Genomic DNA, 25,702 nt, shown 5'->3' with positions numbered 1-25,702 from the left:
GCCAGGCCAATCACCACCGTCTTTCCCGCCGCGCGGATGGCTATGATCGACGCACCAAAATTGTTCGCGGCGACGATTTAAATGTCTGGATTCTGCCACCGTGCTGAGGACGGCGCGCGACCCTTCGCGGAAGTTGGTGGCATCTGCTTCCAGGCGTCCAGCTGCATGATACCGGTTGAATGGGTTCGTGGCGGTGACCGCGAGTCAGCTTGCGGCCTTTAATTGGAGCTTTCTGCCGTGTTCTCCCAGTCCGAACAGAACTATGTTCGCAAGCTCCGAAAACGTCCTGTCAACGAACGTATCGCGTTGGCAGAAGAGAAGGTCCGAGGCCTCTGGGATTACATAATCGACGTCTGCAAGACGCACGAGAATAGCCGGATTATCGTCCGTTCAGATCGACTCTCATCGCAATTGCCGCCGTCTCATGCAGCCCACTCATTCACTAATCTTCAGCGCTGCGTTCAAAATTACGAGATCATCCGGCTCGCGGCGCTTTGGGATGGGCCGAAGGCTGATAGGCTTAGCATCCCTACGGTCATCGCCCTGGTCGGGGATTTAGAGGTTCTGCGCGCCCTGTATAAGCGACGCCTCCTGCAGCGGCGTGCCGAAGAGGCGGGCATAATCGATGAGTCGGATCCAGAACTTGCAGCGCTATTCGCTCGCCCATTAGCCCGAGCCGCCCGCGACACAACGCGATCTGGATTCCATCGCGACGCGCGCCAAGGCCTGCTACTTGGGATCAAGGCGATGAACTCTGCCCGCCGCGTCGCCCTAGCGGAGTTTCGACATCGAAACATCGCCCATAACCTCACGGTCGATCCGGTGCGATTGCGCGCAGGCCAGATCGATCGGCTGCTGCACACCACAACCGTAGTCGGTAATGGGCTTTATGGGTTGGTCCTGCGATCTGGCTTCGCCATCGAGGATAGCCGAGTCTATGCGCGACGCTGCGCCGAAAGCCTGTGGCGAAACTGCTCACTCGGCCGCATCGAATACTAGGACCCTAAAGTCCGCCATCCACCCATGGCCGGCTTTCGTCATGTCAGCTACCAAGACCCCGGCGTTAGGAGCGACGAATGTTTGAAGAGATCGCAGTCTGGGCTCGCGCGGGTGAAGGCGTGGCTTTCCGTTATGTTGGCTTCCGCGATTTGAAAACAGCTGCGGTTTGGATCGCCTTCGCCAACTGTGTCGGCGACGAAGAGCAAGTCGGTTCAGATGAACTGATCGCCCCTCAGGCCATGCTGGAGCATTTTCTCAACGAACTTCCAACGCAACCGGATGATTGGAAGTCGACGATCGCCGAAGCGATCACGCACTTCATCGAGAAGAATCCTAATTTCTGAAAGGGGAGAGCCAACGTCGGCTCACCACCCCGAGCAGCTCGTGCGGATGTCCGCTTCCGGCGTCCAGGCGCGGCGTTGCCCGTTCCATCCCGGTCTTCAGGCGCGGAACGACGATGGAAAGGGAATAGGGGCTTTCAAATCCCTACCGCGACCCCGCCGTCTCCACGAGCCGCTGGTAGAACCGCACCATGCGGCCGACATTCTCCAGGCTGATGTGCTCGTTCGTGCCGTGGATGATCTTGGTCTCGTCGACCTTCAGGAACAGCGGCTGGAAGCGGTAGACGTCGGTCGAGACCGGCGCCAGGTAGCGGCTGTCGGTGCCGGCGGTGACCAGGCCCGGCACGACCGGGGCCTTGCTCTCGTCGCCGGCCAGGGCGGCCAGGGTCTTCCAGGCGTCGGAGCTGGTGGAGGACACCGCCGAAGGCTCGTCCGGGGTCTTGGTCCACGACAGCTTGACCGGCAGCTTGCCGACCGCGCCCTGGGCCTGGGCCATCACCTTGGCCGAGCTGTCGCCCGGCGCGATGCGATAGTTGATCCAGGCGGTGGCGTCCTGGGGCAGCACGTTCTCCTTCGGCGAGCCCTTCAGCATGGTCGGGGCGATGGTGGTGTGCAGCATCGAGGCCCCGGCCGGGGTCTTGGCGGTGACCTTCACCAGCAGCGGCGAGAACAGCCAGGTGTTGGCGGCGAACACCTTGACCACCGGGCTGGCGTGCGGGGCGATGGCCTTCAGCATGTCGGCGCCGGGGCCTTGGAACTTCATCGGGAACGGGTGGTCGTTGATCGCCGCCACCGCGCGCGACAGGGTGACGACGCCGCCGCCGTCGGCCGGCGGGGCCGACGAGTGGCCGCCCGCCGCCGGCGCCACGATCTTCATCGTCGCATAGCCCTTCTCGGCCGTGCCGATGATCGCGGTGGGCTTGCCGGTCACCGGATGGTCCTCGACCACCACCATGCCCTCGTCGAGGGTGAACTGGGCCTTGATCCCGCGCGACTTCAACAGGGCCGCGGCGGCGCGGGCCCCGACGCCGCGCACCTCCTCGTCCTGGCCGCTGACCACGATGATCGTCCGGGTCGGCTTGAAGCCGCTGGCGGCGACCGCGTCCAGCGCCTCGAACAGCGTGACCAGCGAGCCCTTGTCGTCGATCGAGCCCCGGCCCCAGACCGCGCCGTCGGCGATGACGCCGTCGAACGGCGGATGGGTCCACTGGCCTTCGGTGCCCGGCGTCACCGGCACCACGTCCTGGTGGGCCATCAGGATGATCGGCGCCAGCGCCGGGTTCGAGCCCGGCCAGGTGTAGACCAGCGATTGCTCGGCGACGATCTCGCGGGTCATCACCTTGTGGGCGTTGGGATAGGTGGTTTGCAGCCAGGCGTGCAGCTTGTCCCACTCGGCCGGCTGGTCCTCGGCGCGGTCCTGGTGGCTGACGGTCTGGAAGCGCACGGCCTGCGCCAGATGCTCGGCGGCCTTGTTGACGTCGATCGGCCGGGCCGAGGCCAGCTTGACCGCCCCGACATCGACCTGGGCCGGCGCCTTGAACGACACCGTCCGCACCGTCACCGCGGCCGTCACGGCCACCACCAGACCCACGGCGGTCAGCGCGACCTTGCCCCCGACACCCATCGAAACCTCCCGGACTTTCGCCTGTTTGGAGGACTGTGCGTCGAATTTCGATACGCGGCAATCTCGTTATTGAGCGTTAGAGTTATCCACAGGGTGGTTTCCTTCTCCCCTTGCGGGAGAAGGTGGCCCGAAGGGTCGGATGAGGGGTTGAAGGACCTGTCGGAGAGACCCGCGCGACCCCTCACCCGACCTGCTTCGCAGGCCACCCTCTCCCGCAAGGGGAGAGGGGAAATGGCGCGCCAATCCCCGTGCTCTCTGGCGCCGACCCCAGCAAAATCAGCGCCCTGAGGAAAAACGCAGGTTTCTTGTCCTCCCCCTCCGGCTTGGCCCCATGCTGATGCGCATGACCCAATCCGCCGTCCAAGACTGGTCCGCCCGCACCCAGGCCAAGCTGATGGCCAAGATCGACGCGCTGTGGGCCGCGATCGAGGCCAGCGACGACCCCGCCGTGATCCGCAAGGCCCGCGACAAGGTCCGCCTCTGCGGCGAACTGGCGGCGGCCGCGCGCAAGGTCGCGGCGATTACCGGCCTGAAGAAGGCGGGGCCGGCGGGCGGAAGCTTCGCGGCGCTCGTCGAGGCGGCGTCGGAGCCGGAGCCCCGGGGGCTGGACCGGCGCAAGAGCGGGCGGGGGCGGCTTTAGGGCGATGGCGCCGCCCGAAAGGCTGAGCTAGGGTCGCGGGAGCAATTCCATGCAACTGGAGGGCGCGCGTGGGGGGAATTGGTTTTATTCATTGGATCGTACTCATCACGGTCGTCGCGCTCTATGTCGTTCCGATCTCCCAAATCCTGAAGCGGGTGGGATACAGCCGCTGGCTCACGCTGCTGGCGCTTATCCCGCTGGTCAATTTCATCTGCTTTTGGATCTTCGCGTTCGCGCCTTGGCCGCGCGATCGCGCCCCGACCGAATAGTGGAGGCCGAGAAGTTGGGCGCCGCATCCGATCAAAACGCCGCCATATTTCCCTCGACCAGGGCGGCGACGGGCTGCTTGGCGTCATGACCGCAATATCCCCACAGGATTGGCTCGCTGTTGCGTTGATCGCCATCTTCGCGATCGCGCTCTTTGTTGGTCCCCCCTTGTGGGTGGCCTTCACGGCCTCGCCATCCGATCTCGCGCGGATCAAGGCCCGGTACGAGCGTTTGGAGAACCTCGGCGGACCGAATACCCAGGTCCTGAGCATCCAAAGACGCGGGACCCGGTTCAGTGGCCAGCCCGGTATCCCCTCCAGTCGTATCTATGATGTCCAATTACTGATGTCGGATGGCCGGGAATTCTCAAAGGTCGTGACGGTCGACGCCAGTATCCTCGGTCAGGGCGAAATGACCGAGACCGTCGAGTCTTAGGCGTCGCCCACCGCTTCCGCTGGCCCTGTCCACCTTAACCAAACCCTGCCGGCGTTAATCATTTTTGGAAATGATTAACCGCGAAGCTTGGGCGTTCCTTAGGACCTTCCTGCGAGAACAGTCCCATCAGTTTTGTTCACCAGAAGGGTGTTGGGGCTAATGAAATTCTCGATCGCGATCGCCGCGGGTCTCGCCGGCAGCTTCTTCGTCGCTCAGGCCGCTTCGGCCGCCGGCGGTTTCGAAGACCAGATGGGCCGCTGCCTCCAGCAGTTCGCCAATACGCATGACGCCGCGCAGGTGATGCTGGAATGCAACGCCGCCGACGGCAAGCTGTCGGGCTGCAAGGTCGTCGACAACAGCGCCGCCGGCAAGGGCTTCGACAAGGCCGCCATGTGCATCGCCGAGAAGCTGCCCATGGGCGCCAAGAGCGGCGCGGTGAAGGTTCCCTTCCGCTTCCCGGGCGGCGCGTAAGCTTAAGCGCTTAGCGCTTAGCGCCTACCAAGCACCCCCGTCGGCCCCGCCGGCGGGGGTTCTTCGTTTTGGGAGCGGTGCGCGTGGGTGGGGCGTCTACAGCGTGGCCAGCCAGGTCACGAAGCGCTTGGTGAGCGCCACCCAGCCCGGTTGAAGGTAAAGCGCGGTGGCCAGCACCTGCCAGCCGACCGCCCAGGCCGTGGCGATCGCCACCACCGGACGGACGCGGCCCCGCGTGACGAGGTCGTGGATCGGGACCGCCAGCAGGGCGGGGATGCTCAGGCTGTTGCCGACGGCCAGGGAGCCGACGAAGCCCGCGCCGAGGGTCCGCATCACCCAGTCGCCGAACAGGGCCAGGGTCCATCGGCCAAAGCCGGCGTCGGCCACGGCGATCGTGGCCAGCAGCATCAGGCGCTTGTGGGCGGCGGGGTCGCTTCGGAAGCGGTAGCCGGCCAGAATCAGGCCGGCGAAGCTGAGGATGTCGCTCAGCGGAACGGCCAGAAACGGCGGGTCGCTCTTGGGCGTGCCCAGGGCGTGGGCCTGCACGTAGAAGGCCGTAAGCGGTCCCAGCGCCGTCATCACGGCCGCCACGCCCATGCCGATCATGCCCAGCCGGCGATGCAGCGCGACCTGGCCTCGCCGGACCAGCGCCACCTGGGCGGTGAACAGTACGAGCCAGCCGGTGAAGACCGCCGCGTGGACGTGGACGATCAGGGGGTAGGAGAGCTGTCCGGCCTTGGACAGTCGCCACATCTCGCCGCCAAAGCCGGCGATCACGCCCAGCCAGACCAGGGCGGTCATGGCCGGGAAGAACCAGGCGTCGGCGGCATGGCGCGGCGCGAAGGGCGCGGGCGCGCGGCCCAGCGCGCGGGTCTGGATGGTCATGTCGGATCGCCCCCCGGCGGATACAGGGCCGCGCTCGAAGCCCGGTCGCGGCCCTATAAAAGTCCAGCGCGCGGCGTTCGAAAAGCCGAATTCGACAGCGCCGGGCGGGCGGTCAGAGCCCCCCGCTCAGCTCCTGCACTTCCTCGAACGTCCGCAGGCCCGGACGCTGGGCGCAGACCAGCACGCCCATGTTGCCGGGCAGGTGCTGGTTGGCCAGCATCTTCTCGTGCGCGGCGGGGATGTCCTTCCAGGGGAAGACTTCCGACAGGCACGGGTCGACGCGGCGGTCGATGACCAGTTGGTTGGCGGCGCTGGCCTGCATCAGGTTGGCGAAGTGGCTGCCTTGGACGCGCTTTTGGCGCATCCACAGGAAGCGGGCGTCCATGGTCAGGTTGAAGCCCGAGGTGCCGGCGCAGATGGCCACCATGCCGCCGCGCTTGACCAGGAACACCGAGACCGGGAACGTCGCCTCGCCGGGATGTTCGAACACCAGGTCGACGTCGCGATTGCCGGTGATCTGCCAGATGGCCTTACCGAACTTGCGCGTCTCCTTCATGTAGTCGCCGAACTCGGGTCCGTTGACCTTGGGCAGCTGGCCCCAGCAGTTGAAGTCGTTGCGGTTCAGGACGTCCTTGGCGCCCATCGACAGCACGAACTCGCGCTTGTCCTCGCTGGAGACCACGCCGATGGCGTTGGCGCCGGCCACGGCGGCCAGCTGCACGGCGAAGACGCCGAGGCCCCCCGACGCGCCCCAGACCAGCACGTTCTGGCCGGGCTTCAGCTCATGCGGCTTGTGGCCGAACAGCATCCGGTAGGCGGTGGCGAGCGTCAGGGTGTAGCAGGCCGACTCTTCCCAGGTCAGGTGCTTGGGGCGCGGCAGCAATTGTCGGGATTGCACGCGGCAGAACTGGGCGAAGCTGCCGTCCGGCGTCTCATAGCCCCAGATGCGCTGGCTGGACGAGAACATCGGGTCGCCGCCGTTGCACTCCTCGTCGTCGCCGTCGTCCTGATTGCAGTGGATGACGACCTCGTCGCCCGGCTTCCACCGCTTCACCTTCGAGCCGACCTTCCAGACGATGCCCGAGGCGTCGGAGCCGGCGATGTGGTAGGGCTGCTTGTGGCCGTCCAGCGGGCTGATCGGCTCGCCCAGCGCGGCCCAGACGCCGTTGTAGTTGACGCCGGCGGCCATCACCAGGACCAGCACCTCGTCCTCGCCGATCTCCCAGACCGGCACGACCTCGACCTGCATGGCGGTCGAGGGCTTGCCGTGCCGGTCCTTGCGGATGCTCCAGGCGTACATCGTCTTGGGCACGTGGAAGGGCGGCGGGATCTCGCCGATCTCGTAGAGGTCCTTCAGGACAGGCGCGTCTTCGGTCGCCATTGGCGTCGCGGTCGTCATCTCACTCCCCGTTCCCTGGCGGCTCGTCCCGCGCTGCAACAACGCGTGAGCGCCAAACTCGGCTCGACATGCCCATTTGTTCTGGGTCTCGGACGCGAGGCTGGGACAAGTGTCTAAGCCTGGCAAGCGGAATCTTTGTGCGACGCAACATGACGCGGGGCGAGGGCGCGGACGGCGGGGAAGGTTGCGGGGCCGGGCGGGGCGGGCCACGCTGCGCGCCATGATCCATCTCTCCCATCCCGAGCCCGCGATCGCCGTCGTCGAACTGGACGTCGCGCCGGCCAATGTGCTGGCCATGGCCGAGCGCGCGCGCCTGCTGGACGCCTTCGCGGCGGTCGAGGCCGATCCCGCCGTCCGGGCCGTCGTGCTGACCGGACGCCACGGCGCCTTCTGCACCGGCGACGACCTGGCGGAGTCGCTGACCCGCGACGTTCCGGCCCAGACGGCGGCGATCCTGCACTTCCTGGCGATGTGCGACAGCGTCGCCTCGACCCGAGTCCCGGTGATCGCGGCGGTGGACGGCTGGTGCATCGGCGGCGGACTGGAGCTGGCCCTGGCCTGCGACATCCGCCTGGCCAGCGACCGCGCCAGCTTCGCCTGCTCGGCGGTGCGGATGGGACTGACGGCCTCGGCCGAGCGGTTGACGCGGCTGATCGGCGAGAGCCGCGCCAAGGTTCATCTGCTGACCGGCGCTCCCTTCGACGCGGCGCGAGCCCTGGCCGACGGGATCGTCGCCGAGGTCCATCCGGCGGCGGGGCTGCTGGACGCGGCCCTGGCCATGGCCCGCGTCATCGCCTCGCGCGGCCCCCTGGCGGCGGCGGCGACCAAGCGGGTCGCCTCGGGCGTGTCGACGACGCAGGCCGAGATCCCCGCCCTGGCGGCCTCGGCCGATCACGCCGAGGCGCGGGCCGCGTTCATGGGGAAGCGCGGGGCGGTGTTTACGGGGCGGTGAGCGCGTCGGTTCCTAGACCCCCGCCCCGGTTGTGGGGTACGAATAACGTATATACCTTGTCAGTACTCACCGGGAGGCGATCCATGGGCAAGGACGCGGTTTTTACCCTGAAGCTCGATGCGGGGCTGCGCGAAGACTTTCTGGCCGAGGCGCAGGCCGCCGATCGGCCCGCCTCGCAGATCGTGCGCGACTTGATGCGCGACTACGTGCGGCGTCAGCGCGACGCGCGCGCCCACGAGGCGTTCATACGGGCGAAGGTCGAGGCGGGGCGCCGCGATCGCGACACCGGCATGGCGTCCTCGTATGACGAGGTGGAAGCGGAGTTCTCCGCGCGCCGCCTGGCGCTTGAAGGAAAGGCGGACGGGGCGCGGACGTGAAGGTTCGCTGGACGGCGACGGCCAGGCTGGATCGTCTCGACATCATGGACCATATCGCCGCCGACAATCCCGGGGCGGCGGCGCGGATCGACCGGCTGTTCTCCGACGCGGCGGCCTCCTTGGCCGACTTCCCCATGCGGGGCCGACCGGGCTTGGTCCCGGGGACGCGAGAGGTCTTTCCGCACGAAACCTATCGGTTGGTCTACGAAGTCGAGAATGACACGGTGTGGATCCTCACCCTGCTGCACACCGCCCGGCAGTGGCCGCCCTTGCGTGAATAGTCGGCGACGCGAGGGCCTTCGCGGTCACAGCCCCTCGTAACGCGAATTCGCATCCGCGAACGCCATATTGCGTCGCAGCAAATCCCGGCTCATGATCGGCGGCAAGCAAGACCAATAAGCCGCCCGGGAGCCCGCCATGACCTCGACGCCGTACCAGCACGCGCCCGATCCGCCGTGGATCTTCCGCACCTATGCCGGGCACTCGACGGCCGAGAAGTCGAACGCGCTCTATCGCGCCAACCTGGCCAAGGGGCAGACGGGCCTGTCGGTGGCCTTCGACCTGCCCACCCAGACCGGCTACGACCCCGACCACATCCTGGCGCGCGGCGAGGTCGGCAAGGTCGGGGTGCCGGTCTCGCACCTGGGCGACATGCGGGCCCTCTTCAGCGACATCCCGCTGGAGAAGATGAACACCTCCATGACCATCAACGCCCCGGCCGCCTGGCTCTTGGCGATGTATGTCGCGTTGGCCGACGAGCAGGGCGCGGACCGCAAGAAACTCCAGGGCACGACGCAGAATGATCTGATCAAGGAGTATCTGTCGCGCGGCACCTACATCTTCCCGCCGGGGCCGTCGTTGCGGCTGATCGGCGACATGATCGCCTGGTGCTATCGCGAGGTTCCCAAGTGGAACCCGATGAACGTCTGCAGCTACCACCTGCAGGAGGCGGGCGCGACGCCGGAGCAGGAGCTGGCCTTCGCCCTGGCCACGGCGATCAGCGTGCTCGACACCGTCAAGGCCGGCGGCCAGGTCCCCGACGAGGACTTCGAGATCGTCGCCTCGCGGATCAGCTTCTTCGTCAACGCCGGGGTGCGGTTCGTCACCGAGCTGTGCAAGATGCGGTCGTTTACCCAGCTCTGGGACCAGATCCTCTTGGAGCGATACGGCGTCCAGGACGCCAAGGCCCGGCGCTTCCGCTACGGCGTGCAGGTCAACAGCCTGGGCCTGACCGAGCAGCAGCCCGAGAACAATGTCTACCGCATTCTGATCGAGGCCCTGGCCGTCACGCTCAGCAAGGACGCCCGCTGCCGGGCCTTGCAGCTGCCGGCCTGGAACGAGGCCCTGGGCCTGCCGCGCCCCTGGGACCAGCAGTGGTCGCTGCGGCTGCAGCAGGTGCTGGCCTATGAGACCGATCTCTTGGAATACGAGGACCTGTTCGCCGGCTCGCACGTGGTCGAGGCCAAGGTCGCCGAGCTGTCGAAGGGGGCGCTGGCGCAGCTCTCGCTGATCGACGGCATGGGCGGGGCGGCCAGCGCCATCGACTACATGAAGGGCGAACTGGTCGCCTCCAACGCCAAGCGGGTGCGGGCCGTCGAGACCGGCGACCTCGCTGTGGTCGGCGTCAACCGCTGGACCGAGACCGAGATCTCTCCGCTGTCAGCGGGCGAGGGGGCGATCGAGACGGTGGACCCGAGGCTCGAGGCCGACGTCGTCGCCCGCATCAAGGCCTGGCGCGAGGCCCGCGACCCGGCCGCCGTCGAGGCGGCTCTAGCCGCCCTGAAGGCCGCCGCCGCCTCTGGCGCGAATATCATGGAACCCTCGATTTCCGCCGCCAAGGCCGGCGTCACCACCGGCGAGTGGGCCGGCGCCCTGCGCGAGGTGTTCGGCGAATATCGCGGCCCCACCGGCGTCGCGGTCGTGGTCTCGACCGGCGAGGCCGAGGACGTCGAGGCGGTCAAGGCCGAGGTCGAGCGGGTCTCGGCGTTGCTGGGACGCACCCTGACCTATCTGGTCGGCAAGCCGGGCCTGGACGGCCACTCCAACGGCGCCGAGCAGATCGCCACCCGCGCCCGCGCCTGCGGCATGGAGGTCGTCTATGACGGCATCCGCTCGACGCCCGAGGAGATCGTCCGCCGCGCCAAGGAGAGCCGCGCCCACGTGGTCGGCCTGTCGATCCTGTCGGGCTCGCACCTGGATCTCGTGCAGGAGGTCATCCGGGTGATGCGCGCCGAAGGTCTCGGCCACATCCCTGTCGTCGCCGGCGGCATCATCCCCGAGGCCGACGCCCTCGTCTTGAAACAGATGGGCGTGGCCCGGATCTACACGCCCAAGGACTTCAGGATCACGGAGATCATGGGGGATGTGGTGAAGCTGGTCGAGGCGACGGCGGTGGAGCGGACGTGAGCCGCTTGAGAAGGCGGACCCCGGCCCCCACCTAAAGCGTCGCTGGAACGAGGGGGCGCTGGGAATGCTGACGTTTGTATTGGCCTGCGTGCTGGCGCTTATGGTCTTTCCGACGTCGCCGATCGGTCGCCTGCTGCGTCGATATCTCGTGGAGGCGCCGGCGCGGCGGCTCAACGCGATCAAGCCCGCTCACATGGTCATGATGGTCGGCCTGGCCCTCGTTGGCCTGATCCTGTTCCGGCTGTTCGACGCCGAAGGCGTGCGGGTTTTCGGCATGATGGCGCCGGAGATCGGGGTCTGGTTCGGTACGTTCGAGCTTTCGCTGGTCACGGACGCGCTCGCGGTCGGCCTGGCCATCGCCGCGACGACGCGCCTGCGCGACACGTTCCTTATGGTTGGGCGAGCGATCGGGCGCGCGGCGTCCTGGCTGACGCGATGGATCGCGCCGCGCGGGCGCGCGTCGGCTCCGCGTCCTCCGAAGACGGAGGAGGCAAGCGGCGATCCGGAGCCATGGGGTTGGGCGCCGGCCCGGGCCTGACGGCGGAGCTGATGTCCGCGCTTTGTGGTATTATCGCCCCATGACCCTCGACGAGGCCCTGACCAAACTGCGCGCGGCCAAGCCGCTGCTCGACCGCTACGGCGTCGCGCGGGTCGGCGTGTTCGGTTCGACGGCGCGGGGCGAGGCGGGGCCGGACAGCGACGTGGACGTGCTAGTGGAGTTCGCGCCTCGGGTGCTGCCGGGGTTCGGCTTCTTCCGTCTGGAGCGGGAACTCGTCGAACTGCTGGGGCGACCGGTTGATCTGGTGACCGAGGATGGTCTGCATCGGCTGGTGAGGGACCCGGTCTTGCGGGAAGTGGTCTTTGCCTGAAGCCTCAGTCCAGACCTATGTCGCGGAGCTTCTCGACGCGATCGGGCAGGTCGAGGCCTATGTCGACGGCGTCGATCAAGCCGGCTTCATCGCGGACCGGATGCGGCGCGACGCTGTCGCGATGAACCTCCTGGTCATAGGCGAAAGCGCGGCGCGCCTGCCCGTGTCGATTCGTGATCTGGAGCCGAGCATCGATTGGCGGGCGGCGATCGACCTGCGAAACCGCATCGCTCACGGCTACAGCAGCATCAGCTTCTCGATCGTCTGGTCGATCGTGGTGGTGGAATTACCGGGGTTGCGCGCGGCGGCCGAGCGGATCGCCACGCGCCTCCAAAACCCCTAACGCCCCAACCGCCACGCCGCCAGCACGCCGACCAAGGCCAGGGGCGTGAAGGCGGCGAACAGCAGCGGGCCGTGGCTCTGGGCCAGCGCCGGATCGATCCCGTGGCTGAAGCCCAGCAGGTTGGCCATCGCCCCGGCGCCGGCCGCGCCCGTGGCGCCGCCGATCAGCTGGGAGGTCGGGACCGCGCCCGAGGCCATGGCCTGCTCGTCGGCCGGGGCGGCGGCGATCGCGCGGCGGGCGATGAAGGCGTGGCACAGGCCAAAGCCCGCGCCCAGTCCGGCGAAGGCCAGGGCGGTCTCGATCAGCGTCCCGCGCGGCGTCGCCCAGGCGCTGGCCAGGGCGCCGGCCAGGATGACCAGCGCGCCCAGGCGCACGAAGCGGCCGTCGCGTTCGGCCGGGACCTTGCCGACCAGCAGGGCGCAGGTGGTCCAGCCGGCGGCGATCGCCCCGACCACATAGCCGGCCAGCAGCGGCGAGGCGTGGTGCTGGGTCTGGATGAAGGCGGGGCCGTAGACGGTGAAGCCGATCGCCGCCGTCTCGGTCGCGAAGATCGTCAAGAGGCCCAGGCCCGTGGCGCTCGACAGGTCGGCCGCCGAGCGTGGCAACAGCCGGTGCGGGGTGCGGGCGTTGACGGCCAGCATGGCGGCCATGCCCAGCGCGCCGCCGACCGCCAGTCCGATCGCCAGATGGGGCGAGGCCACGACGCCGGCCGCGCCGATCAGGCTGACGGCCAGCACCAGCAGGGCCAACTGCGGGACGGGGACGCGGCCGCGGGCGGCGTCGCCCTTGTCGGCCGGCAGCATCGCCATCACCGCGCCGACGAAGATCGCCGCCTGGGCCACGAACAGCCAGAACGCGCCGCGCCAGAAGCCGGCGGCGGCGAACAGGCCGCCCAGGGTCGGGCCCAGCAGGGTCGCCGCGCCCCAGACGGTGGCCACCGCGCCATAGACGCGCGGCCACAGGCGCTCGGGGAAGAGAGCGCTGATGGCGACGTAGCACAGGGCCACGACCGCCCCGGCCCCCAGGCCCTGCACCAGCCGGCCCAGGATGAAGGTGACGAACTCCGGCGCCAGGGCGCTCATGGCGCAGCCGATCGCGTAGACCAGGCCGCTGAACGCCGTGGCCCGTCGCAGTCCCAGCGCCAGGGACAGCTTGCCCGAACACGCGCCGGCGACGATCGAGCCGGTCAGATAGGCCGCTACTGACCAGCCGAAATACTGATAGCCGCCGATGTCCCGCGCGACGCTGGGCATGATCGTCGCCGTGACCAGGGTGTCGGCGGCGTTCAGCCAGATGCCCAGGCACAGCAGGGCGAAGCGCGGCGCCAGCGCGCGGTCGATCAGGCGAACGGAGGCGTCGGGAGAACTCATGCCCGCCGACATGACGGTTTTTGGGGGCGTAGCCAAGAGCGGGCTGGCCGAACCTTCCCGTCATCCCGCGACGTGTTGGGAGGCCTAAAGCGTCGCCGCCAGCGCCGCCAGTTGGTCGGCGACGATTCCCCAGCCTTCGTGGAAGCCCATCTGTTCGTGGGCGGTCTTGTCCTCGGCGGTCCAGTGGCGCGCGACGGCGCGATAGAGGGTCTTGCCGCCGGGGCGGTCCTCGAAGGTGACGATGGCGACCATGAAGGGCTTGGCCGAGGGCTTCCAGGTCTCGGTGAAGGCGTCGGTGAACACGATCTTCCTGTTCGGGATCACTTCCAGATAGACGCCCGGCTGCGGGACGCGCTCGCCGTTCGGGCCGTTCATGACGAGGTAGGTGTTCCCGCCGGTGCGCACGTCCATCCGCACGTCCGAGACGGTCCAGGGCTTGGGGCAGAACCACTGGGGCATCAGCTCCGGCGTGGTCCAGCATTTGTAAAGCTTTTCGGCGGGGACATCGATGACGCGCTCCAGGACGAGATCGCGATCCTCGAGGGCGGCTTCGGCGGTATGGGGCATCGGGGGCCTTCCAGGTTGGCGTGAACTTTCGCCTCTAGGACGCCTCGGGAAAACTCATTCCGACAGCCGCCGCGAACTTTTTCGAGGTCTTCCACCCCCGGGCCAGTTGTCGACGCGCTTGACCGGGGGTCCGTCGCGCCCCAGTGTGCGGGCAATTCAAACAAGTGTTTTAGGGAGCGCGCCATGAGCCTCTTCGATCTGACCGGCCAGGTGGCGATCATCACCGGGTCCTCGCGGGGGATCGGCAAGGCGATCGCCGAGCGGATGGCGGAGCAGGGCGCCAAGGTGGTGATCTCGTCGCGCAAGGCGGGGCCCTGCGACGAGGTCGCGGCGGCGCTGAACGCCAAGCACGGCGCGGGAACGGCCATCGCGGTCCCGGCCAACATCGCGTCGAAGGAAGAGCTTCAGCATCTGGTCGACGAGACCCGCGCGGCGTTCGGCAAGATCGACATCTGCGTCTGCAACGCCGCCAGCAACCCCTATTACGGCCCGCTGGCCGGGATCAGCGACGACCAGTTCCGCAAGATCCTGGACAACAACATCATCAGCAATCACTGGCTGATCGGCATGGTCGCTCCGGAGATGCGCGCGCGCAAGGATGGGTCGATCATCATCATCAGCTCGATCGGCGGCCTGCGCGGCAACGCCATCATCGGGGCCTACAACATCTCCAAGGCCGCGGACTTCCAGCTGGCGCGGAACCTGGCGCACGAGTTCGGTCCCGACAACGTGCGGGTCAATTGCATCGCGCCGGGCCTGATCAAGACCGACTTCGCCCGCGCCCTGTGGGAGGACCCCGCGACGCTGGAACGGGCCACCAAGGGCGTGCCGCTGCGCCGCATCGGCGAGCCCGACGAACTGGCCGGGGCGGCGGTCTATCTGGCCTCGAAGGCGGGCAGCTTCATGACCGGCCAGGCGCTGGTCGTCGACGGCGGGGCGACGATCTAGGGTGCAGTCGGATAGAGTGTAAGCAACCCGAGCGCGATCCAAGCGTGCGGCGAATACTATGGAAAACCTTTTCCAAGGTGTGGCGACTTACCGCACCACGATCCAGTTTAACGCCGCTTACACGCCTATGATTCAAGTTCCTGACAACTTGGAGAGTTGGGTTCTTGCGGCGTCTTCTGGCCTTCTTGACGATCAGCGTGCTTCTGGCGGCGGGCGCGGCCTGCGCCAAGGACGAGCCCCCGCCCCTGGGCGCGCGCCTTGATCAGCTGAGCCGGGAGATCGGCGTCCATATTCCGCGGCATCCGCCGCGCGACAACGCCGACATCGAAAGCGCCGGCCACCGGGCCTTGCGAGAGCGCGGCGACGCGCGGCTGTACGGCCTGTGGCGGGTGCTCTACGCCTACAAGAGCAACCAGCTTCCGGCTCGGTTCGAGGCCTGGGAGACGATCGTCCGCGACGCGGCCCGGCGGGACCGGCAGCCGTCGCTGACGGCGCTGGCCGACCTCGAACAACTGGCCTATCGCAACGAGACCCAGGGCTATCGGGCGTTCACCGACGCCGATTGGGATCGCTTTCTGAACCGTTCGGGCCCCGACATCCGGATGATGGCGGGCATCGAGCGCGTGCGGCAGCTTGGCCAGGTCAGCCGCTGGGCCGAGTCCGCGCGCGTGGCGGCCCAGATCACCACGGAGCTGGAGAAGCGCGGCGACGTCGCCCTGCCGGTGCTGGCCGAACTTCACCAGGTGCACAGCTACACCCTGTCGGATATCGGCGACAAGGAAGGGGCGCTGGAACACATGGCCCAGGCCGCGCGCCTGGACGAACGCGACGCCTTCTACATGCGCAAGATCGAGCGGGTGTACGACATCGCCTTCACCGCCGCCGAGCTGGGCGAGCTGAACGCCGCGGAACGCTTCGCCGCGGTCCACCATCGCATGACCCTGGCGACGGGCGACCAGGACCTGAAGACCTGGGACCGCTTCCTATGCTCCCGGATCGCGGTGCTGCGCGCCTCGCCCCAGCGCGTGCTCGATTGCCTGACTCCGGCCGCCGCGGATCTGGCGCGTCCCGACCGGCGCCTGGAGGTGCTGATGCTGGGCGAGCGGGCCCTGGCCGAGGCCCAGCTGAAGCAGGTCGCCGCCGCCCGCGAGGACCTGGCGCGGCTGCGCGCCTCGCCCGCGTCGCTGTCGCCGCGCGATCCGCACAAGGAGGCGCTGATCGAGGCCTATATCGACCAGGCCGAGGGGCGCGGGGCCAAGGCCTTCCACGAACTGGACGCCTGGCGGCGCGCCGACGAGATCCTGGTCCAGCGAGCCCATACGCGCGGCGTGACCGAGATGTCGGCGGCCCTGGACGCCGAGCTGCGGGCCAAGCGCGACGAGAGCCGCCGCCTGGCCGAGGAGGTTCGCCTCAGCCGCAGCCTGGCGCGCGCCTCCTTCGTCATCGCGCTGCTGCTGGGCGCGCTGGTGGCCGGCGGCGTCGCCTGGGCCGCGAACCAGCGGGCCGCCTCGCGCAAGTTCAAGGACGCCCAGGAGCGCGCCGAGGCGGCGAACAAGGCCAAGTCCGCCTTCCTGGCGATGATGAGCCACGAGCTGCGGACGCCGCTGAACGGGATGCTGGGCCTGGGCCAGGCCCTGCGCGCCGGCCCGCTGAACCCCAAGCAGGCCGAGCAGGTCGACCTGCTGCTCGACAGCGGCGACACCCTGCTGGTGCTGCTGAACGACGTTCTGGACCTTTCGAAGATCGAGGCCGGCAAGCTGGAGATCGCGCCCACGGCCGGGGATATCGTCAGGACCTGCGCGCGGCTGGTCGGCGGTCATCAGCCCACGGCGCGCGAGAAGGGCGTGCAGCTGTCGTTCCAGTTGGAAAGCCCCGAGCCGGGACCGTTGATGTTCGACGGGGTGCGGGTGCGCCAGTGCCTGACCAACCTGGTCTCCAACGCGCTGAAGTTCACGACGACGGGCAAGGTCGAGGTCTCCCTGGCCTGTTATCCCGAGGAGAGCGACGAACCGGGCGCGGCCAGGGTTCGCGTGCGCCTGCGGGTTTCCGACACCGGCATCGGCATGAGCAAGGCCACGGTCGACAAGCTGTTCACGCCCTTCACCCAGGCCGACGCCTCGACCACGCGCAACTTCGGCGGCACGGGGCTGGGCCTGAACATCACCCGGCGCCTCGTTCAGATGATGCGGGGCGAGATCACGGTCGAAAGCGAGGAGGGGCGCGGGTCGGCGTTCACGATCGAAATGGTCGTCGACTCCGCCGAGCCGTCCGAGCAGCCCGCCCGCGAGATCGAGGACGGCGAGGAGGAGGCCGGCTTCGCCGCCCTGCACGGGGCGCGGGTGCTGGTGGTCGACGATCACCCGGTCAATCGTCGGGTCATCCGCCTGTTCCTCGAGCCGCTGGAATGCCAGTTGACCGAGGCCCAGAACGGCCAGGAGGCGCTGGACGCCTTGGAGGCGGGACCGATCGACCTGGTGCTGATGGACGTCAACATGCCGATCATGGACGGGCTGGAAGCCACGCGCCGGCTGCGCCGCGACCCGCGCTTCGCCCGCCTACCGGTGATCGCCCTGACCGCGGACGTGATGTCCTCGCAGATCAAGACCTGTCTGGCCGCCGGCTGCGACGCCCATGTCGCCAAGCCGATCGACCTGCGCAACCTGCTGTCGGTGATGGACTGCTGTCTGGCCGGGGCGGCGGCCCGGGAGTTCGTGGAGGGGTAGAGTCTCGCGCGTCCGGGAAGGAGGCGGTCAGCGTCTGGCCTTGGCCAGCCGCTCGACGGCCTCGTCCAGGGTCGCGTCGGCCTTGGCGAAGCACAGGCGGGCGACCGTCGTCACCGGATCCTCCGCGTAGAAGGCCGAGACCGGGATCGCGGCCACGCCGTGCTCGACGACGCTCCGTTCACAGAAGGTCGCGTCGTCGACCGTGACGCCCGAGGCCTGAAGGTCGACGTTCAGGAAATAGGTCCCCTGGCTGTCCAGCACGACATAGCTGGCGTCGCGCAGCCCCGCCGTCAGCCGGTCGCGCGAGCGTTGCAGGGCGACGGGCATCTCGTCGAACCAGGCGCGGTGGTTGTCCAGGCCCCAGGCGACGCCGACCTGCAGGTTCGGCGGCGTGGTGAAGGTCAGGAACTGGTGAGCGGCGGCCAGGGCCTTGGCCAGCGGCGGCGCGGCCATCAGGAAGCCGACCTTCCAGCCGGTCATGCCGAACAGCTTGCCCGCCGAGCCGATCTTCACGGTGCGCTCGCGCATGCCGGGGACGGTGATCAGCGGGCGGTGACGGCGACCGTCGAAGACCACGGCCTCCCAGACCTCGTCGCACACGGCGATGGCGTCGTGACGGACGCAGAGCTCGGCCAGCAGGGCCAGATCCTCGTCGGGCGTGACGATCCCGGCCGGGTTCAGGGGACTGTTCAGCACGACCAGGCGCGTGCGCTCGGTGAAGGCGGCCTCCAGCATCGCGCGGTCGAAGCGCCAGTGGGGCGGCGCCAGGCGGACCAGCTTCGGGACGCCGCCCGCCCGTCGGACCAGCGGCAGATAGGCGTCGTAGAGCGGCTGGAACAGCACCACCTCGTCGCCGGGCGAGATCAGCGCCGTGAACGCCGCCGCCAGGGCCTCGGTCGCGCCGGACGTGACGACGATCTCGGTGTCGGGATCCAGGGACAGGTCCTGCCGCCGCGCGTAGTGGCCGGCGACGGCGGCGCGCAGCTCGGGCAGGCCGCGCATCGGCGGATATTGGTTGGAGCCCTCGATCAGCGCCCGGGCCGCCGCCTGGCGCACGGGCAGCGGGCCCTGGTCGTCGGGAAAGCCCTGACCCAGATTGATCGCGCCGTGCTGGCGGGCCAGGCCGCTCATGCGCTCGAAGATCGTGGTCGGCAGATTGTCGAAGACGGGATGGACCATGCCCGATGGCTCTAAATCCTGGTGTTCGCGTCGCGTTGGCGGAAAACCGGCGCCCACTTTTCCGCGCGACGCTCTAGCATTGAACCTCCGGCATGGCTCGCGCATTTCCAAGGCGAAGCTTCAATCGGAGGAGAGGCGAATGCACGGCGTTGGGTTCATAGGGGCGATCATCATTGGGGTGTTCGCCGGGTGGATCGCCGAGAAGGTGATGAACCGCGACCATGGTTTCTGGGTGAACCTGGTGGTCGGCTTGGTCGGCTCTCTGCTGGGGGCGTTCCTGGCCGGCATGTTGGGCATTCACTTCTGGGGCTGGGTCGGCAGCCTGGTGATCTCGACCCTGGGCGCGATCCTGCTGCTGTGGCTGCTGGGCCTGATCAAGCGGGCGTGAGGCCAACAAAAAAGGCGCGGCCGAAGCCGCGCCTTTCCGAAGTGTTGAGCGGAGCCAAGCCGCGCGGCCTGGCTCCAGCCCTTGTTAGAACCGGTACTTCAGGCCGATGCCCACCGAGAACAGGCTGGCGGCCTGGTCGACGGTCGGCGTGGCCAGGGTGCTGGGCGAGGCCGTCGTGTAGCTGTAGCGGTAGGCCACGCAAGTCGGATCGGCCGCGCCGGCGGCCGTCCCGTCCGCCTTGGCGCACTGGGCGTTGACCACGACGCCGCCCGAGCGGCTGTTGGTGTATTCCTTCACCACGCCCCACTTGCGGTTCAGCAGGTTGCCGACGTTCTGGATGTCGACCGTGAGCAGCAGGTTGTGGCCGGCCACCGGAGACGGGATCTCCTGGGCGTATTGGAAGTCGAAGCGGTTGACGCTCGGGTTCTTGCCAAAGCCGCGCGGCACGATCTGGCCCGTCGGCAGGTTGAACTGCTTGACCAGGGCCTTCAGCTTGTCGACCGAGGCCTGGCTGTCGAAGAACACCGTCGTGCCCGAAGCGCTGACGAACTTCAGCGGGTTGGCCGCGTCGGGGCTGTTCAGGTTCGGGATATAGGCCAGGGCGTCGTCGCGCGACGTGCCGAAGGTCGGGTTGCGACCGCCGGCCGGGTCCGTCATCAGGAAGGTGATCGGACGGCCGTCGTGCACTTCGCCGAACAGGGTGAAGCGCGAGACCCAGCCCGGACGGGGCTCGAACTTGTAGCTCAGGTTCAGCTTCAGCGAGTTGCGGATCAGGTTGTTCGACTTGCCCTCGACCGCGGCGTTCGGGTCGCGACCGAAGCCCTGGTCGGGATAGTAGGCGCCGCTGGTGGTGTTGCCGCCGGCGGTGGTGCCGAACTCCGAGATGCCGCCGTACTGGTGACCATACTGCCAGGTATAGGCGCCCCAGGCGTCGACGCCGAACAGGTTGCGGTGAGCCGACAGGGCGACCGTGCGCGTCCAGTTCTTGGTCGAGGGGTTGTAGGCCTGGATGTCGCCGAACAGGCCGAGATTGGCCAGATCCGGGTTGCTGGCGACGGGCAGGCCCAGCGCGGCGCGGTTGGCGTTGATCGCCGCGGCGTTGGCGCCGGCGATGACCAGGCCGTCATAACGCATCCGGCCGTCCGGCGTATACTGCTGGATGCCATTGATGGTCAGGGCGCGCGCGCGGGCGTCGCGGAAGGCGACATTGACGTTGGACCAGCTGGCCACCGCGTCGATGCCCCAGTCGATACCGAGCTGGGTGGTCTTGAACGAGACGTTGGTCTTCCAGTCCGACGGCATCTTGAAGCCGGGCGCCAGCGAGTTGGTGTAGGCGTTGCGGCGGCTGGCGCTGTCGGCGGTCAGCAGGGTCTGGGCGACGGCGGCCGGATTGGTGATGAACGAGGCCGAGCCCTTGTTGATCGTCAGCAGCGCGTTGCCGATGGCCGGATCGACCGGCAGGTTGGTGGCGGTGTCGACGAAGGTGTCGTCGGCCGTCGAGATCGTGCCGTTGGTGTTGCGGCGGATCGCGAAGCTGTTGGTCAGGGCGCCGGTGGTGCCGCCGTAGCTGTTGCCCAGGAACACGTCCGGCAGGCCGCCCGACACCAGGCCAAAGCCGCCCGACAGCTCGAACCAGTCGCCGTTGTACTTGGCCGAGACGCGCGGCATGACGACGTTGATGCCGTCATAGGTCGTCTGGTTGGAATAGCCGTAGCGGTTGACGTAGTTGGTGTTCAGCGTCGGCTTCTTGTCGGCGGCGTAGTGGTCCCAGCGGACGCCGAAATTGACCGTCAGGTTGTCGTTCACGTCCCAGGTGTCCTGAGCCAGCAGGGTGTGGACCTGGTAGTTCAGAACCGCCGCGGCGTCGGTGGCCGTGCCGGTCAGCGAGTTGCCGTAGGAGAGCTGGTTGGCCAGGCCCTGCTGGAACTCGGCGACGCTGTCGAAGTAGTAGACGCCGCGCGCGGCCTGCAGGAAGAGGTTGTAGATCTCCATCCCGCGGAACTGGTAGCCGGCCTTGATCTGGTGGTGATCGATGCCGGTGAAGTTGGCGATGAACGAGCCCGAGGTGTCCTTGGTCTTCAGGACGTTGGCCTGACGGAACTGGTCCGGGCCGAAGGCGATCGACGGCACGCCCGACGAGCACGAGAAGGCCGCGCCCGTGCCGAAGTTCGGGTCGGTGCAGACCGTGACGTTGGCGAAGCCCTGGCCTTCCGGCGGCAGCTGGCCGCGCTGATAGCCGCGGAACGCGATGCGGGCTTCCGTCGACAGGGTCGGGGTCCAGCGCGAGTTCAGCTGCAGGGCGTAGTTGTCTTCGTTCTCGGGCTGGACGTACCAGTTGGTGTCGAGGCTGATCGAGGTGGCCGACGGGCTGCGCTTCCAGACCGAGCTGAAGGCGTGGCGATAGGTGGCCGACAGGCGGTGCTTGTCGTTGATGTTGTAGTCGATCTTGATCGACGACTTCTCGTCCAGGATCGGCTCGACCAGGGTCACCGCGCCCGGCTTCAGCAGCGACGAGGCCGCGTAGCCGTTCCAGTTGGCCAGCACCGCGTCGATGTCCGACTGGCTGGCGCCCGCGCCGGTCGAGACGCCCGGGATCTTGTTGAAGTTATTGGCGAAGCCGGCCCCGGCGGGACCGGTGCCCGTGGTGTCGAAGCTCTTGAACTTCTCGTAGGAGGCCGCGAAGAACAGGCGGTCCTTGATGATCGGACCCGACAGGAAGAAGCCGTAGTTGCTTTCGTGGATCTTGTTCTTGACCTTGCGGTAGCCGGTCAGCGGCGCCTGGGTCACGTCGTTGTTGACGAAGCCGACGTTCGGCAGCTCGTTACCGACCAGGCGGGTGGTGCGGTAGTTGTCGAACAGCGAGCCGTGGAAGTCGTTGCCGCCCGACCGCATGATCAGGTTCAGGGCGCCGCCGGTGAAGTCGCCGTCTTCCACGTCGAACGGAACGGCCTGGATCGAGACCTGCTCCAGCGCTTCGAACGAGACCGGGCCGCGGTTGGTCGACAGGCCGCCGGTGTTCAGGCCGTAGCTGTCGGCCGAGCGCACGCCGTCGATGGTGATGCGGTTGGCGCGCGGGGCCGAGCCGGCGATGTAGAGGCCGCCCGACGGACCGGTGCCGCGCGCGACGAAGTCCAGATTGGCCAGCGGATCGCGACGACCGATGTCGCGGATGTCGCGCTTGACCGACACGACCGCGTCGATGTCGGCGCGGCCGACCGTGGTGCGCGAGCCGACATTGGCCAACTGGCTGGTGGTGGCCTTCTTGGTCGCGGTGATGACGATCTCGGAGACCTCGCTGGCCGGGGCCAGGGCCAGGCGCACGCGCTGGGCGTCGCCGACGTTCAGGAACAGGTCGCCCAGCGCCTGGGACGCGAAGCCCTTGGCCGTGGCGGTGATCTTGTAGGGACCGCCGACGCGCAGGCCGCGCACGTCGAACGCGCCGGCGTCGTTGGTGACGACGATCTGGTCGGTGCCGCTGGGCACGTGGGTGACGGTGATGGTGGCGCCGGCGATCGGCGCGCCCTTGTCGTCAACGGCGACGCCGCGGACGGCGGCGGTGGTCTGCTGGGCATGGGCGGCGGGCGCGGCGAACGCGAATGCGAGCGCGCCAAGCGCCGCTCCCGCGGCCAGCTTGCGGGCGAAAGACATGAAAACCCCCTCAGGTTTGCCGCCCGAGAGAGTCGGGGCGGCTACCTCGCCCCTACTGCGTCAAGTATACAAAATGTTACTTTATTTGTGACGGTTCGATGTCAGGCCGAAGAATAGGTCAAGAGCGCGTCTTTTGGCCCACGCCGCGCCTAGGTTTTCACCATCCCCATACGGAAAGCGGCGGCGAACCTGTCCGTCCGCCGCCGCCCTATGGGTTCTAGTCTTCCTTCGTCCGCTTCTTGCGGAACGAGGGGTTCAGGACCTGCTTGCGCAGACGGATGTTCTTGGGCGTGACCTCGACCAGCTCGTCGTCCTCGATATAGGCGATGGCCTGTTCCAGGGTCATGCGGCGCGGCGGGGTCAGGCGGATCGACTCGTCCTTGCCCGAGGCGCGGACGTTGGTCAGCTGCTTGGCCTTCATCGGGTTGACGTCCAGGTCGTCCGAGCGGCTGTTCTCGCCGATGATCATGCCCTGGTAGGTCTTCTCGCCGGCGCCAACGAACATCACGCCGCGCTCTTCCAGGTTCCACAGGGCGTAGGCCGCTGTTTCACCGTCCGAGTTGGAGACGAGCACGCCCTTGCGCTGCTGGTCGATCGGGCCCTTGTGCGGCTCGTAGTGGCTGAACACGCGGTTCAGCACGCCCGAACCGCGCGTGTCGGTCAGGAACTCGCCCTGGTAGCCGATCAGCGAGCGCGAGGGCGAGAGCAGCTGGATGCGGGTCTTGCCCGCGCCCGACGGGCCCATGTCCTTCAGCTCGGCCTTACGGGCCGACAGCTTTTCGATGACGATGCCGGTGAACTCGTCGTCGACGTCGATGACGACGTCTTCCATCGGCTCCAGGCGCTCGCCGTTCTCCCCGGTTTGATAGACGACGCGCGGACGGCTGATCGACACCTCGAAGCCTTCGCGGCGCATGTTCTCGATCAGCACGCCCAGCTGCAGTTCGCCGCGGCCGGCGACTTCGTAGGCGTCCTTTTCCGAGGTCTCGGTGACGCGGATGGCCACGTTGCTTTCGGCTTCCTTCAGCAGGCGGTCGCGGATGACGCGCGACTGGACCTTGTCGCCTTCGCGGCCGGCCAGCGGGCTGTCGTTGACCGAGACGGTCATCGAGATGGTCGGCGGGTCGATCGGCTGGGCCGGCAGGGCCTCGGTGACCTCCATGGCGCATAGCGTGTCGGCCACGGTGGCCTTGCTCATGCCGGCGATGGCGACGATGTCGCCGGCCTCGGCGCCTTCGTCGACCGGCTGGCGCTTCAGGCCGCGGAAGGCCAGCACCTTGGTGATGCGGCCGCGCTCGATCTCGTTGCCGTTACGGTCCAGGGCGTGGATGGCCATGCCGGGGACGGCCTTGCCGCTGGCGATGCGGCCGGTCAGCAGGCGGCCCAGGAACGGGTCGCTTTCGATCAGCACGTTCAGCATCTGGAACGGCTCGTCCTTCTTCTCGGCCACCTTGGGCGGCGGCACGTGGCGGACGATCAGGTCGAACAGCGGGGCGAGGTTGTCGTTCGGCTGGTTCATGTCCAGCGTCGCCCAGCCGTTGCGGCCCGAGGCGTAGATGTGCGGGAAGTCCAGCTGCTCGTCCGTGGCGCCGATGGCGGCGAACAGGTCGAAGGTCTCGTTGTGCACGCGGTCCGGATCGGCGTGGGCGCGGTCGACCTTGTTGATGCAGAGGATCGGGCGCAGGCCCATCTTCAGCGCCTTGGTCAGCACGAACTTGGTCTGCGGCATGACGCCTTCCTCGGCGTCGACCAGCAGGACGCAGCCGTCCACCATGCCCAGGATCCGCTCGACCTCGCCGCCGAAGTCGGCGTGGCCGGGGGTGTCGATGATGTTGATCCGGGTCTCGCCGGCTTCGCCGTTCCACAGGACCGAGGTGCACTTGGCCAGGATGGTGATGCCGCGCTCACGTTCCTGGTCGTTGGAGTCCATCGCCCGTTCGGTCGTGGCTTCGTTGGCGCGGAAGACGCCCGATTGGGCCAGCAGCTGGTCGACGAGGGTGGTCTTGCCATGATCGACGTGCGCGATGATGGCGATATTTCGCATGTTCATGGGAACGGACGGACTTTCGGGAGAAGAATAGGAGATGACGAGTCAAGCGTCAGGCGCGCGGCTTTTACGCGACCGCGTTGAATTTATCCACCCCCACCCCGACGAAACCCATTTCGCGGGAAACCGGTGTCAAGCCCAAAGCCTTGTCCGCCTTGGGCTTGAGCGACGTTCTCGCGAGAGACGGTTTCAGACGCAACAAATTGTGCGGCGCAACATGCCTAAAATCTAGGCGTGTCTGGAGGGCGACGCAACGTAATCCTTGTGGGGCAACGGGTTGAGCGAAATCCCTGTCAGAAAATCGACATTAAAGCTCATTTTTCCGCTTGCCTATTTTTGCGCCGCACCCTATAAACAATCCCGTGAGGCGGCGCTGCCGCTTCTGCCCTTCCTGGGCGTTTCCTCCCTAATGAACTGGCCCGGTGGTTTCACCGGGCTTTTTTTTGGCCCGCGCGGCGGCGGCCGTCGTTGATCCAGGGCAAGGCGCTGGGTCAGAGGGGGCTGAGAGATAAAACCCTCTCCCAAGGGAGAGGGGTCTTGGCGCTACTTCAACTCCGCCGCGTCCAGCCCCGCCAGCACCCGCGTCAGCGTCTCGGCGTCGGCCGTCAGCGTCGCCAGCCCCTCGGTCGGTTCGCGCGTGGTCTCGTTCATATAGAGCGCGCGGTTGATCTCGATCTGCAGGGCGTGGGTGCGCTTGGCGGGGCGGCCGTAGTGCTCGGTGGTGTAGCCGCCCGCATAGGGCGCGTTGCGGGCGACGCGGTAGCCCAGGGCCTCCAGCTCGCGCTCGACCAGGCCGATCAGGCGGGGCGAGCAGGCCGCGCCGA

26 protein-coding genes are annotated in these 25,702 nt (G+C 67.7%); 17 read left to right on the top strand and 9 right to left on the bottom strand.

The genetic code is table 11. The annotated features are described in order from the left end of the window. Positions 1 to 237 precede the first annotated feature (237 nt). A complete protein-coding gene (locus FCU40_RS16020) occupies positions 238 to 999 on the top strand; it encodes a hypothetical protein (RefSeq protein ID WP_168076239.1) in 762 nt (253 codons plus the stop codon). A 77-nt stretch (positions 1,000 to 1,076) separates the two neighbouring features. Continuing rightward, complete coding sequence (locus FCU40_RS16015) at positions 1,077 to 1,343, top strand: hypothetical protein (protein WP_168076237.1); 267 nt, start codon at positions 1,077 to 1,079, stop codon at positions 1,341 to 1,343. A gap of 142 nt (positions 1,344 to 1,485) precedes the next feature. Here the strand turns inward: FCU40_RS16015 and FCU40_RS16010 are convergent, their stop codons facing one another. After that, complete coding sequence (locus FCU40_RS16010; RefSeq protein WP_168076235.1) at positions 1,486 to 2,964, bottom strand: M20 family peptidase; 1,479 nt, start codon at positions 2,962 to 2,964, stop codon at positions 1,486 to 1,488. Positions 2,965 to 3,295: 331 nt separating this feature from the next. Here FCU40_RS16010 and FCU40_RS16005 point away from each other — a divergent pair, with 331 nt between their 5' ends. From FCU40_RS16005 to FCU40_RS15990, 4 genes are all read left to right on the top strand, one after another. Next, a complete protein-coding gene (locus tag FCU40_RS16005) occupies positions 3,296 to 3,604 on the top strand; it encodes a hypothetical protein (RefSeq protein ID WP_241693629.1) in 309 nt (102 codons plus the stop codon). A 68-nt stretch (positions 3,605 to 3,672) separates the two neighbouring features. Beyond that, positions 3,673 to 3,873, top strand: coding sequence for a hypothetical protein (locus FCU40_RS16000; protein ID WP_241693628.1), 201 nt, complete (start codon positions 3,673 to 3,675; stop codon positions 3,871 to 3,873). A 124-nt stretch (positions 3,874 to 3,997) separates the two neighbouring features. Further along, complete coding sequence (locus FCU40_RS15995; protein WP_168076233.1) at positions 3,998 to 4,306, top strand: hypothetical protein; 309 nt, start codon at positions 3,998 to 4,000, stop codon at positions 4,304 to 4,306. Positions 4,307 to 4,465: 159 nt separating this feature from the next. Next, positions 4,466 to 4,777: a hypothetical protein gene (locus tag FCU40_RS15990; RefSeq protein WP_004616124.1), complete on the top strand. Its 312-nt coding sequence runs from the start codon at positions 4,466 to 4,468 to the stop codon at positions 4,775 to 4,777. Between the two features lie 96 nt (positions 4,778 to 4,873). Here FCU40_RS15990 and FCU40_RS15985 read toward each other — a convergent pair whose 3' ends face one another. Together FCU40_RS15985 and ccrA are read right to left on the bottom strand one after the other, a co-directional pair. Continuing rightward, on the bottom strand, positions 4,874 to 5,662 hold the full coding sequence (locus tag FCU40_RS15985; protein WP_168076231.1) for a hypothetical protein: 789 nt from the start codon (positions 5,660 to 5,662) through the stop codon (positions 4,874 to 4,876). Positions 5,663 to 5,774: 112 nt separating this feature from the next. Beyond that, positions 5,775 to 7,043 carry a crotonyl-CoA carboxylase/reductase gene (ccrA, locus tag FCU40_RS15980; RefSeq protein WP_035016939.1) on the bottom strand — a complete coding sequence of 423 codons (1,269 nt, stop codon included), beginning with the start codon at positions 7,041 to 7,043 and terminating at the stop codon, positions 5,775 to 5,777. Positions 7,044 to 7,281: 238 nt separating this feature from the next. Here ccrA and FCU40_RS15975 point away from each other — a divergent pair, with 238 nt between their 5' ends. The 7 genes from FCU40_RS15975 to FCU40_RS15945 all read left to right on the top strand — a co-directional run bounded on the left by FCU40_RS15975 (position 7,282) and on the right by FCU40_RS15945 (position 12,008). After that, positions 7,282 to 8,013 carry an enoyl-CoA hydratase/isomerase family protein gene (locus tag FCU40_RS15975; RefSeq protein ID WP_168076229.1) on the top strand — a complete coding sequence of 244 codons (732 nt, stop codon included), beginning with the start codon at positions 7,282 to 7,284 and terminating at the stop codon, positions 8,011 to 8,013. An 83-nt stretch (positions 8,014 to 8,096) separates the two neighbouring features. Beyond that, positions 8,097 to 8,390 carry an antitoxin of toxin-antitoxin stability system gene (locus FCU40_RS15970; RefSeq protein ID WP_168076227.1) on the top strand — a complete coding sequence of 98 codons (294 nt, stop codon included), beginning with the start codon at positions 8,097 to 8,099 and terminating at the stop codon, positions 8,388 to 8,390. After that, positions 8,387 to 8,671, top strand: a complete 285-nt coding sequence (locus tag FCU40_RS15965) for a type II toxin-antitoxin system RelE/ParE family toxin (protein WP_168076225.1) — start codon at positions 8,387 to 8,389, stop codon at positions 8,669 to 8,671. The genes FCU40_RS15970 and FCU40_RS15965 overlap by 4 nt, the downstream gene beginning before the upstream one ends. A 136-nt stretch (positions 8,672 to 8,807) precedes the next feature. Next, positions 8,808 to 10,796 (top strand): protein meaA, encoded by a 1,989-nt coding sequence (locus FCU40_RS15960; RefSeq protein WP_168076223.1) that lies wholly within the window; start codon positions 8,808 to 8,810, stop codon positions 10,794 to 10,796. Between the two features lie 64 nt (positions 10,797 to 10,860). Continuing rightward, entirely contained in the window at positions 10,861 to 11,334 is a 474-nt protein-coding gene (locus FCU40_RS15955; protein ID WP_168076221.1) for a hypothetical protein, read from the top strand. A gap of 40 nt (positions 11,335 to 11,374) precedes the next feature. Continuing rightward, complete coding sequence (locus tag FCU40_RS15950; RefSeq protein ID WP_168076219.1) at positions 11,375 to 11,665, top strand: nucleotidyltransferase family protein; 291 nt, start codon at positions 11,375 to 11,377, stop codon at positions 11,663 to 11,665. Then, on the top strand, positions 11,658 to 12,008 hold the full coding sequence (locus FCU40_RS15945; protein ID WP_168076217.1) for a DUF86 domain-containing protein: 351 nt from the start codon (positions 11,658 to 11,660) through the stop codon (positions 12,006 to 12,008). Before FCU40_RS15950 ends, FCU40_RS15945 begins: the two co-directional genes overlap by 8 nt. Here the strand turns inward: FCU40_RS15945 and FCU40_RS15940 are convergent. After that, positions 12,005 to 13,378 carry an MFS transporter gene (locus tag FCU40_RS15940; RefSeq protein ID WP_168076215.1) on the bottom strand — a complete coding sequence of 458 codons (1,374 nt, stop codon included), beginning with the start codon at positions 13,376 to 13,378 and terminating at the stop codon, positions 12,005 to 12,007. The two genes, FCU40_RS15945 and FCU40_RS15940, sit on opposite strands and share 4 nt — an antisense overlap. A gap of 84 nt (positions 13,379 to 13,462) precedes the next feature. Continuing rightward, positions 13,463 to 13,945, bottom strand: a complete 483-nt coding sequence (locus FCU40_RS15935) for an SRPBCC family protein (protein WP_168076213.1) — start codon at positions 13,943 to 13,945, stop codon at positions 13,463 to 13,465. 183 nt (positions 13,946 to 14,128) lie between these two features. Between FCU40_RS15935 and FCU40_RS15930 the strand changes: the two genes are divergently transcribed. Continuing rightward, positions 14,129 to 14,893, top strand: coding sequence for an SDR family oxidoreductase (locus FCU40_RS15930; protein ID WP_004616097.1), 765 nt, complete (start codon positions 14,129 to 14,131; stop codon positions 14,891 to 14,893). A 164-nt stretch (positions 14,894 to 15,057) separates the two neighbouring features. Further along, entirely contained in the window at positions 15,058 to 17,616 is a 2,559-nt protein-coding gene (locus FCU40_RS15925) for a response regulator (protein ID WP_168076211.1), read from the top strand. A gap of 27 nt (positions 17,617 to 17,643) precedes the next feature. Here FCU40_RS15925 and FCU40_RS15920 read toward each other — a convergent pair whose 3' ends face one another. After that, positions 17,644 to 18,795, bottom strand: a complete 1,152-nt coding sequence (locus FCU40_RS15920) for an aminotransferase (RefSeq protein ID WP_168076209.1) — start codon at positions 18,793 to 18,795, stop codon at positions 17,644 to 17,646. Between the two features lie 139 nt (positions 18,796 to 18,934). Here FCU40_RS15920 and FCU40_RS15915 point away from each other — a divergent pair, with 139 nt between their 5' ends. After that, positions 18,935 to 19,183: a GlsB/YeaQ/YmgE family stress response membrane protein gene (locus FCU40_RS15915; protein ID WP_004616091.1), complete on the top strand. Its 249-nt coding sequence runs from the start codon at positions 18,935 to 18,937 to the stop codon at positions 19,181 to 19,183. An 84-nt stretch (positions 19,184 to 19,267) separates the two neighbouring features. Here FCU40_RS15915 and FCU40_RS15910 read toward each other — a convergent pair whose 3' ends face one another. After that, positions 19,268 to 22,831 carry a TonB-dependent receptor gene (locus FCU40_RS15910; protein WP_168076207.1) on the bottom strand — a complete coding sequence of 1,188 codons (3,564 nt, stop codon included), beginning with the start codon at positions 22,829 to 22,831 and terminating at the stop codon, positions 19,268 to 19,270. A gap of 217 nt (positions 22,832 to 23,048) precedes the next feature. Continuing rightward, positions 23,049 to 24,881 carry a translational GTPase TypA gene (gene typA, locus FCU40_RS15905; RefSeq protein ID WP_004616087.1) on the bottom strand — a complete coding sequence of 611 codons (1,833 nt, stop codon included), beginning with the start codon at positions 24,879 to 24,881 and terminating at the stop codon, positions 23,049 to 23,051. A gap of 274 nt (positions 24,882 to 25,155) precedes the next feature. Here typA and FCU40_RS15900 point away from each other — a divergent pair, with 274 nt between their 5' ends. Next, on the top strand, positions 25,156 to 25,350 hold the full coding sequence (locus FCU40_RS15900) for a hypothetical protein (protein WP_165570568.1): 195 nt from the start codon (positions 25,156 to 25,158) through the stop codon (positions 25,348 to 25,350). A 71-nt stretch (positions 25,351 to 25,421) separates the two neighbouring features. Here FCU40_RS15900 and FCU40_RS15895 read toward each other — a convergent pair. After that, positions 25,422 to 25,702, bottom strand: a 281-nt coding sequence (locus FCU40_RS15895; protein WP_175582088.1) for an N-formylglutamate amidohydrolase, incomplete at its 5' end; no start/stop codon positions are given.

Origin of the sequence: Caulobacter sp. SSI4214 (assembly GCF_012184455.1) — a bacterium.
In the GTDB taxonomy this organism is placed as follows: Bacteria; Pseudomonadota; Alphaproteobacteria; order Caulobacterales; family Caulobacteraceae; genus Caulobacter; species Caulobacter vibrioides_E.
Note: the sequence above shows the minus strand (reverse complement) of the source record. Positions and strands in the feature narration are given on the sequence as shown.